The organism is Pseudobdellovibrionaceae bacterium, from assembly GCA_019637875.1.
GTDB lineage: Bacteria > Bdellovibrionota > Bdellovibrionia > Bdellovibrionales > Bdellovibrionaceae > JAHBUW01.
In genome coordinates, this window is the sequence record JAHBUW010000006.1 from 174,596 (window position 1) to 188,195 (window position 13,600).

Consider the following 13,600-nt stretch of genomic DNA (forward strand, 5'->3'; position numbering starts at 1 on the left):
CGAAGGAGCTTCAGACCGTGGCTGGTATTGTCGTCATTGGTGCGCAGTGGGGAGACGAAGGCAAAGGCAAGATCGTGGACGTCTTCGCGGCGAAAGCGGATACCGTTGTCCGTTTCCAAGGCGGCGCGAACGCGGGCCATACTCTCGTCGTTGATGGCCAGAAAACAGTTCTGCACTTGGTGCCCTCGGGCATCCTGCGCGAGAACACCACCTGCATCATCGGTCCCGGCGTCGTCCTCGATATCGAAGGTCTCGTGAAAGAGATCGAATACCTGAAAGAACTGGGTCATCTGAAAAACCCGAAGCAGCTTCTGATTTCGGATCTTTGCACCGTGATCCTGCCCTACCACAAAAAACTCGACGCCTGCCGCGAGATCGCGCTCTCCGCGAAGACCGGCACCAAGATCGGCACGACCGGCAAAGGCATCGGTCCCGCGTACGAAGACCGTGCCTCACGCCGGGCGCTGATCTTCGGCGATCTGTTCGACCACGCCTCGCTCGAGAAAAAACTCGAACTGGGTCTCGCCGAAAAGAACGTGCTTTTCAAAACCGTCTACAACGAGCCCGAATTCGACGTGAAAGAGATCGCCGCGCGCGTGCGGGAGCTGAGTGAAGTCCTCGCCCCCTACCGTCAACGCGACGTTTCGCTCGTCGTGCAAAAAGCGCTCAAGGGCGGCAAACAGGTTTTGTTCGAAGGCGCGCAAGGCTCTTTGCTGGACATCTTGCACGGCACCTATCCCTATGTGACCTCGTCGTCGACCATCGCCGGATCGGCCTGCACGGGCATGGGCATCGGCCCGACCTCGATCGACAAAGTCATCGGGATCTTCAAAGCCTACGCGACGCGCGTGGGCTCGGGGCCCTTTCCTTCGGAACTGACCGATGAGACCGGCGAAAAGCTGCGCACCATCGGCCAAGAGTTCGGCGCGACCACGGGTCGCCCCCGCCGCACGGGCTGGCTGGATCTAGTCGCGATGAAGTATTCGATTCGCGTGAACGGCATTACGAATCTGGCATTGATGAAGCTGGATATCCTGTCGGGCTTCGACAAAGTCGCGGTCTGCACCGGCTACAAGATCAACGGCGAAGTCGTCACCGACTACCCGCCCTCTTCAGAGGCGCTCGAAAAGGCCGAACCCATCATCGAGTGGTTCCCGGGCTGGAAAGAGGATCTGTCGCGCGTGATTTCGCTGAAGGACCTTCCGCGCAACGCCACGAACTACATCGACTTCATCGGGAATCAGCTGGCCACCCCCATCGACGTGATCTCCGTCGGTCCGGGCCGTGACCAGATCCTTTGGGTGAAGCCGCTCTTTTCGAACTGATTATTCGGTTTGCGAGTCCATCGCCTGGTTCATATCCTGGCGATTGGCCTCGACCCGCGCCTTTTGCACGTCGGCCTTCGCGCGGCCGATCGCCTCCGGAGGCGCGTCCCGTTTCAGCTCTTTTTTCAGTTTTTTCTGATGAAGTTCGACTTGATCGTGAGTCGTTTGTTGCTCCGGCGTGACCGGATCCACACCCGTCGCGCGGGTCTGACCGTAAACGGGAGTCGCGCCCAGCAAGATCGTCGCAAGTAGTAAGCGAGTCATCACCACCTCCGAGCCTCTAGACTCGCAAAGGTCGTGCCGATGAAAGAGCGGGAATTACGTCCCAGGATCCTTCGTTTTGTAACCGAAGCCGTGTTTATCGAGATGCGCGGCATCCGTCGTATCCACGGAGCCCTCTTCGTGGCTTTTTTCGATGGATTTGGCGACCTTGCCGGTAATTCCAACCCACTCGGGAAGGAAGACCATGAACAGCACGTAAACGAGCACCGAGGCCACGAAAACCCCGAAACAAGCGATCAGCACTAACGTTCCCGTATCCATTTTGGCTCCCTTCCTTTGGAATTCTAAGTGATCCCGCGCCCAAACGCCAGAGACGGACTTCCATTTGACTAGCACAAACTTCCCGTAAGGTGGCTTTCATGGCAGACTGGCCACATGAAACGCAACCTCCGCATTCATCACAATCTGAGCGAGCTGGGGCTAGAGAAGATCTCGCCCGGCGAAATCCGCGTCGAAGCGCTGGAGCGACGTTTCGAACCGCGCGTCCCCTTTCCGCATCGCCACGCTTTCGTGCAGCTCTGCTGGATTTCGCGGGGGCGCGGCTGGCACGAGATCGATTTCGTCCGGTATCCCGTCGCACGCCACACGCTTTTCGTCATGAAACCGGGACAAGTGCACGATTGGAAAATGTCGCGCGACACGCGCGGCGTGCTCGTGGAGTTCGACGCCGGCGCCTTCGCGAGCGACCCGCGCGCCGACCTTTTGGCCGCGATCCTGCGCGCCCCCGACCGCCTGATGATCGCGGATCCGGCGCGACTGGATGAACTTCTCGACCTGATGCGAACCGAGTTCGCGCGCAAAGAGGCCTACTACGAACTGGCGCTCGAAGCCGAGCTGCGAGCGCTCCTGATCTTCATCGCCCGCGAGGCCCCCGCTCCCACTCGCGCCGCCGCCGGAAACGACCTTGCGCGGAAGTTTCAAGCACTGGTGGAAAAAAACTATGCCGTCGAACATCGGGTGGAAGATTACGCCCGCCGGCTGGGGCTGACCGCCAAAGCCCTGACCATGCGGCTCACGCGAACGCTGCGCCAATCGCCGCGCAAGATCATCCAAGACCGCGTCTTACTTGAGGCGAAGCGACTACTTACTTTGACGGATCTCAGCGTCGGCGAGGTGGCCCGCGAGCTGGGCCTTGAAGACGCGAACTATTTCACGCGGCTGTTCCGTGCGAAGCTCAACCTGACCCCGTCGGAGTTCCGTGCGCGACACCGCTACGCCATGGGAATCGCGAAGCAGAACTGACCGATGCCGCCCGTCGACTGCCAGTAGATGACCGATTTTTCTCATAACGAGTTTAAGAACTTTTCGAACCGGCTGAAAACCGCCATCGGCGCGCCGGGGAAGAAATCGTGATCGGCCTCCGGCACCACGTCGTGGGTCGCCTTCGGCATCCGCGCGGCGAAGTCACGTTCGCTTGCGGGCGGCACGATCACGTCGCGCCCTCCGGCCAGGAAGACCGTGGGTGTGTTGATCCGCTCGGCTTGCGGCTCCCATGCCGACGCATTCTCGGGAAGCGCGTAGTCGCCCCACAACTCGCCGAGCGTGATCCCATCGTAAACGGACGCGGACGCGAGTTCTTTCGCCAATACGCCCTCGCCCCCCATGATCAGACGCTGGATCATCGCTTTCGGCCCCAGCCACTCCGGCGGCAAATCGTCCGCGCGCAGACGCGCGTCCCGGAGCGCACGGGGAACGAGTTCGCCGTGGATAGATTGCAAACGGTCGATCTCCATCGCGACGCCGCGAATCCACTCGATCGCCGCGGCTCCGGAGGGATCTTGGTTCATCCGCAGGATCAGCTGTTGGCGCAGCACCATCGGCGTCAGCACGCGAAAGTTCGGGATCGGGTTCATGTTCAAAAGACGAGCCTTAAGCTGCTGGCGCGCGAGATCTTCCGCACGCAGATAGTCCGCGGCCACCGACGCGAGCGCCGGCGCCCGCGCGAGGCTTTCCTCCCAGAGGAGTGGCGCCGCGCCCATGAGCTTGATATTTTGGACGGCCATCCGTCGCGGACTCGTCGAGACCGAGACCAGAAAAAGACCTTTCACGCGTGCGGGATAAGCTTGCGCGAAGCGAAGGGCCACGTGTCCACCCGCACTGTGCGCGAAGAGGATCACGGGTTTCCCCGGACTGTGCTCATCGATGACGGCAAGGAGGTCCTCGACCGCGCGTTCGGTCGAAATATCATCCGCGGTCCACGTCGGCGAAGGGGTTTTCAACGGCGACATCCCCGTCCCGCGCGGATCGAACATGACGACGTTCACGTTCAGCGACGCCATGAAGCCATTCACGATCTCGCGTTTTTGCAGCGCCGTTTTCAAAGGCTCGGCCGAAGAGCCCGGGCCTCCCGGTACGAGCACCACCGTCTCCTGCATCGGAGCACGCGACAGGTCTTTCGCGAGAAGCACGCTGTGGATCGTGAAGTCCTTCATGGCCTCGGGACGAACGTCCGCGCAGCGGCCTTGGAAATAATGAAGGAGCGTAAACTCGATGGCGCAGATGTCGTGGGCGAAACTGGAAACCGGGAAAAGAAAAAGCAGAGCGAGAATTTGACGCATGGCTATTCGGACCACGGATGTCTCAAGATAGGGAGCCCACGGAAGGGCCTTGAAAATTTTGGAGCTTCAAACGCACGCATTTCACGTTTCAGAGCGAAACGCTGTCCCAAATCGGACCACCCCAGATGGAATCGAGACCCGTAACGTCCGAGGACATTAAGTTTCATTAAAACTAAACCGATCTTTAACATCACGAATAGCTGTTACACACCGAGGTCGCGATGCGGAAAACGAAAGCTACGAAATCCCCCAAGACTCCCGATGCCTTTGAAATGGAGTCGATGCACCAGGCCCTTCATCGCGTTCAAGCGGTGATTGAATTCGACCTGGATGGGCGGATCCTCAACGCGAATCAGAATTTTCTATTCGCCCTGGGCTACACGGCCGAAGAAGTCGTCGGACAACATCATCGTCTTTTCTGCGATCCAGACTACGTACTGACCTCCGACTATCGGAAATTTTGGGAGCGTCTTTCCCGCGGGGAATTCGACTCGGGTGAATACCGTCGAATCGCCAAGAATGGCAAAGAGATTTGGATTCAAGCTTCGTACAATCCCGTGCTGGGCTTGGACGGCAAACCCTTCAAAGTCGTCAAATTCGCGACCGAAATTACCGCGCAAAAGCTGAAGAGCTCGCAAGATGAAAGCATCGTGCGCGCGATCCACCGTTCTCAAGCGGTGATCGAATTTAATCTCGAAGGGAAGATCCTCTCGGCGAACGAGAACTTCTTGAGCACGGTGGGTTACCATCTGGAAGAGATCCGCGGTAAACATCACCGCATCTTCTGTGACGAAAGCTATGCGGGCACACGCGAATACGCGCAGTTTTGGGAAAAACTCGCGCGCGGCGAATTCGACTCTGGAGAATACCGCCGTCTTGGTAAAGACGGTCGCGAGGTTTGGATTCAAGCCTCGTACAATCCCGTCTTCGATATGAATGGCAAGCCCTTCAAAGTCGTCAAATTCGCGACCGACATCACCACGGCGAAACGCCACAACGCCGAGTTCGAAGGCAAAGTGAACGCCATCGGCAAGTCCCAGGCGGTGATCGAGTTCAACCTCGACGGTACCATCCTTTCGGCGAATGAAAACTTCCTGGCGACTCTCGGATACACGATCGACGAGATTCGCGGTAAACATCATCGCATGTTCTGCGACGCCAAGTACGTGGCGACTCTGGACTATCGCGAGTTCTGGACAAAACTCGCCCAGGGACAGTTCCAATCGGGCGTCTACAAAAGAGTCGGACGTGCGGGCCAGGACGTCTGGATCCAAGCAACGTACAACCCGATCCTCGATACGAACGGACGTCCCTTCAAGGTCGTGAAGTTCGCCACCGACATCACGCACGCGCGGATGCGTTCGGCCGACTACGAAGGCAAGATGAACGCGATCAGCAAATCGCAAGCGGTCATCGAATTTGACCTTACGGGCCGGATCTTGAGTGCGAATGACAACTTCCTCAAAACCATGGGTTATGGCGAAAGCGAGCTCGTCGGCGGTCATCACCGCCTGTTCTGCGACAAGGCCTACGGCGAAAGCGCCGAGTACCGTCTGTTCTGGGATAAACTCGGACGCGGTGAATACGACGCCGGAGAATACCTGCGCTACGGCAAAAATGGGGAAGAAGTCTGGATCCTCGCTTCCTACAATCCGATCATGGATTTGGAAGGCCGCGCTTTCAAAGTCGTGAAGTTCGCAACCAACATCACTGCGGAAAAGCACCGCGCACAACAACTCGCACGCACGGCCGCAAATGTGGGCGAGTCCATCGGCCGCCTGACGTCGTCGATCGATCTGGTCGCAAAAAGTACACGCACCGCCAGTGAACTCGCCCGTGAAAACCAAACGCGCACCGGGCAAGGGAAGGCGACCATCGGCGATGTCGTGCTTTCGTCAGAGAAAATCCAAAGCTCAGCCAAAGAAATTGTCGAAATCGTCGGGGTCATCCGCGACATCGCCGAACGCACGAATTTGCTCGCCTTCAATGCCGCGATCGAAGCGGCGCGCGCGGGCGAGCACGGCCGCGGCTTTTCCATCGTCGCGGACGAAGTGCGTAAGCTGGCCGAACGGTCGGCCGACGCCACAAAAGACATCTCGAAGTTGATCACCGAAACTTTGGCGCTGGCCGAAACGGGTCGCGATTTGTGCCGGACGACGAATGAAACCTTCGGCCAGATCGATCACGGTGTCGAATCAACATCGACCTCCATCAGCGAGATCACCAAAGAAACCCAAGATCAGCTGACGCTCGCGATGGAGATCGGCGAAGCGATGCGCGACCTCGTTCCGGGGCCGGCCGGTGAGCCCTCCCCCGCGAAGTCCGCCGCCACGCCTCGGCCCCACCGCCAGGCGGCCTGATTGAAGGACTCCCTCTGCGCCTTTCAGATCGGTGCGGGGACGCTGGCCGTTCCCGAAGATTGGATCGTGGGGGCCTACCCTCTGGTGAATCCGTCCGTTCACGGTGAATTCATCCCCCTCGAGCAACTGCGCGGAGCCTTGCTGGGCGACGGCGAGTTGCGTTTGGTCACGCTCCCCGAGCGGTCCACCGGCGAAGGACGTATCGTGCTGGTTCTACGCGACGGCGATCGTCGCGTGGGCCTACGGATCGACCGCATCCTTTCGGGCGCGGTTCCCGAGGACGCTTTGCGGCCAGCGCGCAGTTCACTCTTTCGACCCGGCGATCTTTTGCGGACGCCTGTGACGACCACGTCTACGCACACGGACAGCGGCACGACCTATCTGCTCGGAGAATCGGATTTAGGTTTGATCGCGCTCGACATTCGCGACGTAGTGGAAGTCGTGCATATCCGCGAGATGAAGAGCCGGCGTTTGGTTCACGAGCGCACGATCGGTTTTCTGAACCATCGTGGGCCCGCCGTCCCCGTCCTGGCGCTTCACGAAAATCCCGCGCCCGCTCCCGATCCGTCGCTCGTCGTCTTACAGGCCGAGGGCCTGGCGTTCGCGGTCCCGCTTCACCGCGTTCACGCTCTAGCAACCGAGCCGCGCTGGAGCGAGCGGAGCGCACGCGTACTGAAGCCCACCGACGCGATCCCCTTCGGCGATTTGCCCGAGATCCGCCGTGGCTACGACCGCATCTTCCCCGACCAAACCGACCGGCAGCTGGTCCGCACCCGCGGAGCGGAACATACCTATCTGGAGTTCGTGCTGGGGGACGCGACGATGATTCCGATCATTGACGTCCTCAGTCTGGAAGAGGTGCAGCTCGCACCCGGGCGCGCCGCGCCCACGGGCGGCGTCGGTTACCAAAACGTGCATGGCCAGGACGTCCCGATCTACGACGGCCGCGCGCTTTACGGTTTTCCCGCGCTCGCCACCCCGACGGGCCGCGAACGCGTCGTGGTTCTACGTAACGGCGACCATCCTTTCGGCGTGATCGTCGACGAGATCTCGAACATCCTACGTATCGACTCGGCCTCGCGTTTGGACTTCCCGCGCTTGATGCTGGACTCTTTCACGCCGCGCTACCGCGATGACGTGACGGAGTTTTTCCAGGCGTTGGATCAGCGCCACGAGCGCACGTTGAATATGAAGGTGCTGACGTTCGCGCATTTACGGGCGGGATCGCCTTGAATACAGGCGGAGTTCAGCGCAAATTTGGGTGCAATCCCGGTAACTTGCACCCTTTTCAAGCAAGACCAAATTTCTGTTTGACTCCCATCACTATCTGAATAAATTCACGGTTCTTCGCGCAAGTGGTTCGCTAGCTCAGCTGGTAGAGCACTTCACTTTTAATGAAGGGGTCGATGGTTCGAATCCATCGCGAGCCACCAACTTTCCTCCCCAAATAGGGTTCTTGGAAGCGACGAAGATTTTCCCGGGTCCCCATCGTCTAGAGGCCTAGGACACCTCCCTTTCACGGAGGATGCAGGGGTTCGAATCCCCTTGGGGACGCCACTTTGAAGAGCAGAGATCCTGCTCATTTCCTTCAGAAATTTCGCCAATCTTCGTCGTTGTTGTTGAACCCCGCCGCTAGGGCGTCGGGGCCCCCCGGTCGCTGCGCTCCCTCATTTTTTTTATCGAGCTTCGATTGTCTTGTCGGTGGCGTCGTAGCCCCGGGGCTTCGTTGTGGTCGCAGATCCGGTATTAAGCTGTTCAAGACCACGTTCATCGCATTCTCACCAACGGACGGCCCCTTGTTCTTTAAGCTCGGAATACCGTAGAATCAAACCCATGGCGAAACTCGTGAGCTCGATCAATGTGAGTTGGGGTGGACACTGCGGCCACGAGGCCGGGATCCACGACGCGGATATGCACGCCGTGATGATGGAATCGGTCCGTAACGCGGGCTCGATCCTTCTGGGCCGCAAGACCTTCGAGCTTTTTGAAGCTTTTTGGCCGAAAGCCGCGCGGAATCCGAAGGCGACGCCCGATCTGCGCGCGATGGGACAAGCGCTCAGCCTGGCCTCGAAAGTTGTGATCAGTTCGACCCGTCAGCGCAGCGAGTGGTCGCATACGACCTTTGTCGACGGGCAGCCGGATTTCGCGACCGCGATTCAGAAACTCAAAGCCGACACGCCGAAGATGCTTTTGCTATTCGGGAGCGTCGCGCTTCATGAGAAACTCAGCGAATTGAACCTCGTCGACGAATACGAATTCGTCCTGCAACCCATGGCGATCCCCGGCGGACCGAAACTTTTCGAAAATCTAAGGGAACGCCGCGATCTGGCGCTCGTCTCGATGAAATCGCTCGCTTCGGGCGTCGTGATTTTGCGTTACCGCCCCGTCGCCCCCCGGAGCCCCACATGACCGAACTGAAGATCACCGACACCGTTGAAGGCACCGGGACCGCCGCCGTGAAGGGCGCGCTTTGCCTGTGCCACTATGAAGGCTTTCTCGATGACGGGACGAAGTTCGACTCGTCCCGCGATCACGGCCGCCCCTTTCAATTCGTGATCGGCGTCGGCCGCGTGATCAAAGGCTGGGACCAAGGGATCATGGGCATGAAAGAGGGCGGGAAACGTACGCTCTACGTTCCCGCGCATCTGGGTTACGGCGAACGTGTGAAATCGACCATTCCCGCTCATTCAAACCTCACTTTCCATGTCGAGATGATCGAAGTGCGCCCGCGCGAATGATCCCCGCGTGACCGGGCACCGGCGTTCCGGTAGGATCTTGACCCATGTCCAATTCGTCCGCCCTGCTTCGTGGAACTCTGCTGACCCTGCTCGCCGCTTCGCTGTGGGGAGTTTCGGGCTCGTTCGCGCAGTTTTTGTTCGAGCAGCGCGGGATCGATCCCGAGTGGCTCGTCACCGCACGACTGCTGAGCGCGGGCCTTATCCTGAGCGCGATCGCGCTTTGGGAGGCGCCTGCGGAAGTGAAACGCATTTTCCGCGACCCGCGCGATTTCACGCGCCTTTTTTTCTTCGCGCTCTTCGGGATGCTCGCCGTGCAGTACACCTACTTCGCGGCGATCCACCACTCCAACGCCGCGACCGCGACGATTTTGCAGTATCTCGGTCCGGTCTTCATCGCGATCTACTACTCCGGAATCGAAAGACGCCTGCCCACCCGCCTGGAGGTGCTCGCGATCGCGCTGGCGCTCGGGGGGACGTTCCTGCTCGTCACGCACGGGGATCCTTCGCAACTGCAGATCTCGCAGCTGGGGCTTTTCTGGGGAATCGCGTCCGCCGTCGCGCTCGCGACCTACTCGATCCAACCGCTCACGCTCTTACGAACCTACAAGGCGTCGGTCGTCATCGGTCCGGCGATGCTCATCGGCGGCGCGCTCATCGCCCCCTTCAGCGGACTCACGCGACCGCCGGGCACCTGGGACGCGGGCACCGCCGTTTCGTTCGCGTTTATCGTGCTGTTCGGGACGCTCATCGCGTTCTACGCTTACCTGACGGCCGTCCGTATGATCGGCGCGACGAAAGCCAGCGTGCTCGCTTGCGCCGAGCCGCTTTCGGCCGTCATCACGGGCGTGTTGTGGCTCGGGACGCCCTTCGCCTTGACGGACTGGATCGGAACCGCTTTGATTCTCTTAACGATTGCCGTGCTGACCGCCGGCGACCGGAAGGAGAAAAGCGATGTCCCACGACCGCGTGATCCCGCTTCGCTGTGAATGCGGAAAATTCCAAGGCCAGGCCCAGCTTGACGGAACGAACGGCCGTTTCGTCTGTTACTGCGACGACTGCCAAGCCTACATGAAGTACATCGGACAAGAGAAACGCGTCCTGGACTCCGCCGGTGGCACCGAAATCACGCCCGTCATCCCCACGCGCATTCAGCTCGCCGGCGGTGCGCGCGAACTGCTCTCCTGCGTGCGTTTGACCGACCGGGGAATGTACCGCTGGTACACGAGCTGCTGCCGATCCCCCATCGGCAACGTTCACGGCGCGAAGATGCCTTACGTCGGCATGATCTCGACCATCTTCGCCTTCAAAGACGAAAACGATCGCCGCGAAGTCCTCGGCGAAATCCGCTCCCGCGTCATGGGGAAGTTCGCGCGCGGAACGCCACCCCCGGGCACGGCGGAGACGATGGACCTGGGAACGCTCTGGTGGGTCGCGAAATTCATGCTGCCCGCATTTCTGAAGCGGCAGCATAAGCCTCATCCATTTTTCCAGAACGCAACGCCCGTCGTGCCCCCGCGCGTTCTGACCCCCGAGGAAAATAAAGCGGCCCACGTCCACTAGAAAACGCGGAAGGAGAAGATCCCGATGAACATGACGGAAAAGGAACTCGACGACGAAAAAATGCGGAGTCCCATCGACGGGCTACGAATCACGTTCCGACGCCTACGCCTTCTGTTGAATCTGCGGGGCGATACCGACGAAAAGGGAACCGTCGAAAGCATTCGCGAAAACGTGGATTTCAAAAGCGCGAACGCCTGGACCCTCGTGTTCGCGATCTTCATCGCCTCGGTCGGTCTCGACACCAATTCCACGGCCGTGATCATCGGCGCGATGTTGATCTCGCCCCTGATGGGCCCCATCATCGGCATGGGCCTCGGACTCGGCGTCAACGATCCGGTTTTGGTTCGGCGCGCGGCCCGCAATCTGGCTTTCGCCGTCGGCATCAGTATCGTCACTTCGACGATTTATTTTCTGATCTCGCCCCTTTCCCTCGCGCAAAGTGAGCTGCTCGCGAGAACTCGCCCCACTTTCTTCGACGTCATGATCGCGTTTTTCGGCGGCGCCGCCGGCATCGTGGCCCAATCCCGACAGACCAAAGGCAACGCCATCCCCGGAGTCGCCATCGCGACGGCCCTGATGCCCCCACTCTGCACCGCGGGCTTCGGCATCGCCAGCGGACAGCTCGGTTACGTTTTGGGAGCCCTTTACCTGTTTCTGATCAACTCGGTCTTCATCTGTATCGCGACTTTTCTGTTCGTGCGCTATTTGAAATTCGCGAGGGTCAGCTACCAAAACCCCGTGCAACAAAAACGCATCCAGCGCTGGGTCGCGATCGTCGCCATCCTGGTCATTCTTCCGTCCCTTCTGCTCGCGTGGCAACTGCAACGCGAGACGATTTTCACGAATCGGGCCGCGCAGTTCATCGAACGCGAAATGAAATTCCCCCGCACGTTCGTCGTCGACCGCGAAATCGCCTACAACTGGACCAAACCCATCCTAAATGTCGGGTTGATCGGCGACACCCTGTCCCCCGCGCAAATTGATACTCTCAAGGCGAAGATGGGGAGCTATGACTTGCCGGCCGACGCCCTCACGCTCCGCCAATCTTCACTCGAAGAGGACGTCGAGCGCCGCCTGAACGAAAAGCTACGTTCCCAAGATACCGCCGCCCAGCAAGCGGAATCCAAGCTGTCGCAACTCGAAGTCCGGCTGCGCGCGCACGAACTCAATCGTGAGCTGGGCGGCAAGATCACGAGCGAAATCAAAGGCCTTTTCCCGCAGGTGGCCGAAATTTTGGTTTTGGGAGGCAGCCAAGAGGGCGAACGAAGGCTTTGGGTTCTCTGGCAAAAGCCTCCCGGGACGGAAGAACGAAAACGTTTCGACGATTTTCTGAAAGCCCGCACCGACGCGCCGAACGCCCTTGTCGAACATACCGTCGCGGTCGTCGATCCCCCACCTCCCGCCGCGCGCAAACGTCGTTCGAAATGAAGTCCGCACCGGTGAATCCACTCGAAGTCGAGGGCGGTTTCTGGGGCGCGCTGGATCGCACCCTGACCCGTCTGCGCGAACTCCTTCATCTGCGGGCGGACACCGACGAAGCCGGAACGATCGAGACCATCCGTCGCAATGCCACCTTTCACAGCGCGAACGCTTGGACGCTGGCTTGCGCGATCCTCATCGCCTGCATCGGCCTGGACACGAACAATACGATGGCGGTCTTCGGCGCGATGCTGATCTCTCCATTGATGGGGCCCGTCGTCGGAGTGGGGCTTGGCCTCGGGATCGAAGACTCCGCGCTCCTGAAGCGGGCCATCCGAAATTTGCTTTTCGCGGTCGGCATCGCCCTGACGGTCTCGCTCCTGTACTTTCTGATTTCCCCTCTCGCCATCGCCCGATCCGAGATTTTGTCCTATACGCGCCCGACCTTCTTTGACGTGCTGGTCGCGATCTTCGGTGGGGCCACCGGCATCGTCGCCCAATCGCGGCGCTCCAAAGGCACGTCCATCGCTGGCGTCGCCATGGCCACGGTCATGATGCCTCCACTTTGCACGACCGGCTTCGCCTTGGCGACCCTGCAGCCGGAGCTCGCGCTCGGCGCGTTTTATCTTTTTCTCATCAATTCGGTGTTTATCTGCCTTTCGACCTTCACTTTCGTCCGCTATTTGAAGTTCGAGCGCATCGGATCCCCGGACCAGGAGTTACGCCGATTGACCCGTAAACGGATGGCGATTCTGGCGTTGATCGTTATGACCCCTTCACTCGTCTTAGCTTGGCGTTTGCAACAAGAGACCCAGTTCATTGGCCGCGCGCGCGAATTCGTCAACAAGGACATTCGGTTCGCGCATAGCTTCGTGGTGGATCACGAAATCGTCTACCACTGGTACCGTCCGCGCATTTCGGTCACGCTGATCGGCGAACCTCTTCTCGCTGCGGAAACGGAAACCTTGCGCGCGCGGCTCGTCGCGCGCGGGTTGCCCGCGACGGCGTTGGAGCTTCACGAAACAGAGCTCGACACGACTTTGGAGAGACAGCTACAAGATCGTCTACGCTCCCGTGACGCCGCCGAGCGAATCCGCGAGACACGAATTTCCCAATTGGAATCACGATTGAGCCGCGAGGAAGAGCGGCGCTCGCTCGGAGAGAAAATTTCCGCCGAGATGAAAAACTTTTTCCCCGAGGTCTCGAAGGTCATCCTTCACGAAGACGCGACCCAAGGGATCTGGGTGATCTGGGAAAAATCCCCGGCATCCGCCGCGCGCGTAGGACTCGAATCCTACGCGCGGGCGCGCTCGGGATGGACGGATGCGCCCATTCAGCATGCCGAGCACACCCCTTAA

General features: G+C 59.7%; 13 protein-coding genes and 2 tRNA genes. 12 read left to right on the top strand and 3 right to left on the bottom strand.

Annotated elements, in window-relative coordinates; genetic code table 11:
• The first annotated feature begins 17 nt into the window (after window positions 1–17).
• A complete protein-coding gene (locus tag KF767_09645) occupies window positions 18–1,325 on the top strand; it encodes an adenylosuccinate synthase (GenBank protein MBX3018141.1) in 1,308 nt (435 codons plus the stop codon).
• Here KF767_09645 and KF767_09650 read toward each other — a convergent pair whose 3' ends face one another.
• Entirely contained in the window at window positions 1,326–1,589 is a 264-nt protein-coding gene (locus KF767_09650) for a hypothetical protein (protein MBX3018142.1), read from the bottom strand.
• Window positions 1,590–1,643: 54 nt separating this feature from the next.
• Entirely contained in the window at window positions 1,644–1,868 is a 225-nt protein-coding gene (locus tag KF767_09655) for a hypothetical protein (protein MBX3018143.1), read from the bottom strand.
• A gap of 114 nt (window positions 1,869–1,982) precedes the next feature.
• On the opposite strand from KF767_09655, the gene KF767_09660 reads away from it, so the two are divergent.
• Window positions 1,983–2,849: a helix-turn-helix domain-containing protein gene (locus tag KF767_09660; protein MBX3018144.1), complete on the top strand. Its 867-nt coding sequence runs from the start codon at window positions 1,983–1,985 to the stop codon at window positions 2,847–2,849.
• A 41-nt stretch (window positions 2,850–2,890) separates the two neighbouring features.
• Here KF767_09660 and KF767_09665 read toward each other — a convergent pair whose 3' ends face one another.
• The gene (locus KF767_09665) at window positions 2,891–4,165 is read right to left on the bottom strand and encodes an alpha/beta fold hydrolase (GenBank protein ID MBX3018145.1); all 1,275 of its coding nucleotides are present in this window, start codon (window positions 4,163–4,165) and stop codon (window positions 2,891–2,893) included.
• A gap of 221 nt (window positions 4,166–4,386) precedes the next feature.
• On the opposite strand from KF767_09665, the gene KF767_09670 reads away from it, so the two are divergent.
• The 10 genes from KF767_09670 (at window position 4,387) to KF767_09715 (ending at window position 13,600) form a co-directional block, all read left to right on the top strand.
• Complete coding sequence (locus KF767_09670) at window positions 4,387–6,525, top strand: PAS domain S-box protein (protein MBX3018146.1); 2,139 nt, start codon at window positions 4,387–4,389, stop codon at window positions 6,523–6,525.
• Window positions 6,526–7,758, top strand: coding sequence for a chemotaxis protein CheW (locus KF767_09675; GenBank protein MBX3018147.1), 1,233 nt, complete (start codon window positions 6,526–6,528; stop codon window positions 7,756–7,758).
• Window positions 7,759–7,882: 124 nt separating this feature from the next.
• Window positions 7,883–7,958, top strand: a tRNA-Lys gene (locus KF767_09680).
• Between the two features lie 48 nt (window positions 7,959–8,006).
• Window positions 8,007–8,082 (top strand) — tRNA-Glu (locus tag KF767_09685).
• 276 nt (window positions 8,083–8,358) lie between these two features.
• Window positions 8,359–8,934, top strand: coding sequence for a dihydrofolate reductase family protein (locus KF767_09690; GenBank protein MBX3018148.1), 576 nt, complete (start codon window positions 8,359–8,361; stop codon window positions 8,932–8,934).
• Entirely contained in the window at window positions 8,931–9,263 is a 333-nt protein-coding gene (locus KF767_09695; protein ID MBX3018149.1) for an FKBP-type peptidyl-prolyl cis-trans isomerase, read from the top strand. Before KF767_09690 ends, KF767_09695 begins: the two co-directional genes overlap by 4 nt.
• Window positions 9,264–9,307: 44 nt before the next feature.
• Window positions 9,308–10,249, top strand: a complete 942-nt coding sequence (locus KF767_09700) for an EamA family transporter (GenBank protein ID MBX3018150.1) — start codon at window positions 9,308–9,310, stop codon at window positions 10,247–10,249.
• The gene (locus tag KF767_09705; protein ID MBX3018151.1) at window positions 10,215–10,823 is read left to right on the top strand and encodes a hypothetical protein; all 609 of its coding nucleotides are present in this window, start codon (window positions 10,215–10,217) and stop codon (window positions 10,821–10,823) included. Before KF767_09700 ends, KF767_09705 begins: the two co-directional genes overlap by 35 nt.
• A 24-nt stretch (window positions 10,824–10,847) precedes the next feature.
• Complete coding sequence (locus KF767_09710; GenBank protein MBX3018152.1) at window positions 10,848–12,251, top strand: DUF389 domain-containing protein; 1,404 nt, start codon at window positions 10,848–10,850, stop codon at window positions 12,249–12,251.
• Window positions 12,248–13,600, top strand: coding sequence for a DUF389 domain-containing protein (locus KF767_09715; GenBank protein MBX3018153.1), 1,353 nt, complete (start codon window positions 12,248–12,250; stop codon window positions 13,598–13,600). The genes KF767_09710 and KF767_09715 overlap by 4 nt, the downstream gene beginning before the upstream one ends.

Excerpts from the sequence above, each read along its gene's own strand:
- KF767_09650 (MBX3018142.1), bottom strand. The coding sequence starts at position 1,589 with ATGACTCGCTTACTACTTGCGACGATCTTGCTGGGCGCGACTCCCGTT.
- KF767_09655 (MBX3018143.1), bottom strand. The coding sequence starts at position 1,868 with ATGGATACGGGAACGTTAGTGCTGATCGCTTGTTTCGGGGTTTTCGTG.
- KF767_09660 (MBX3018144.1), top strand. The coding sequence starts at position 1,983 with ATGAAACGCAACCTCCGCATTCATCACAATCTGAGCGAGCTGGGGCTA.
- KF767_09665 (MBX3018145.1), bottom strand. The coding sequence starts at position 4,165 with ATGCGTCAAATTCTCGCTCTGCTTTTTCTTTTCCCGGTTTCCAGTTTC.
- KF767_09670 (MBX3018146.1), top strand. The coding sequence starts at position 4,387 with ATGCGGAAAACGAAAGCTACGAAATCCCCCAAGACTCCCGATGCCTTT.
- KF767_09690 (MBX3018148.1), top strand. The coding sequence starts at position 8,359 with ATGGCGAAACTCGTGAGCTCGATCAATGTGAGTTGGGGTGGACACTGC.
- KF767_09695 (MBX3018149.1), top strand. The coding sequence starts at position 8,931 with ATGACCGAACTGAAGATCACCGACACCGTTGAAGGCACCGGGACCGCC.
- KF767_09700 (MBX3018150.1), top strand. The coding sequence starts at position 9,308 with ATGTCCAATTCGTCCGCCCTGCTTCGTGGAACTCTGCTGACCCTGCTC.
- KF767_09705 (MBX3018151.1), top strand. The coding sequence starts at position 10,215 with ATGTCCCACGACCGCGTGATCCCGCTTCGCTGTGAATGCGGAAAATTC.
- KF767_09710 (MBX3018152.1), top strand. The coding sequence starts at position 10,848 with ATGAACATGACGGAAAAGGAACTCGACGACGAAAAAATGCGGAGTCCC.
- KF767_09715 (MBX3018153.1), top strand. The coding sequence starts at position 12,248 with ATGAAGTCCGCACCGGTGAATCCACTCGAAGTCGAGGGCGGTTTCTGG.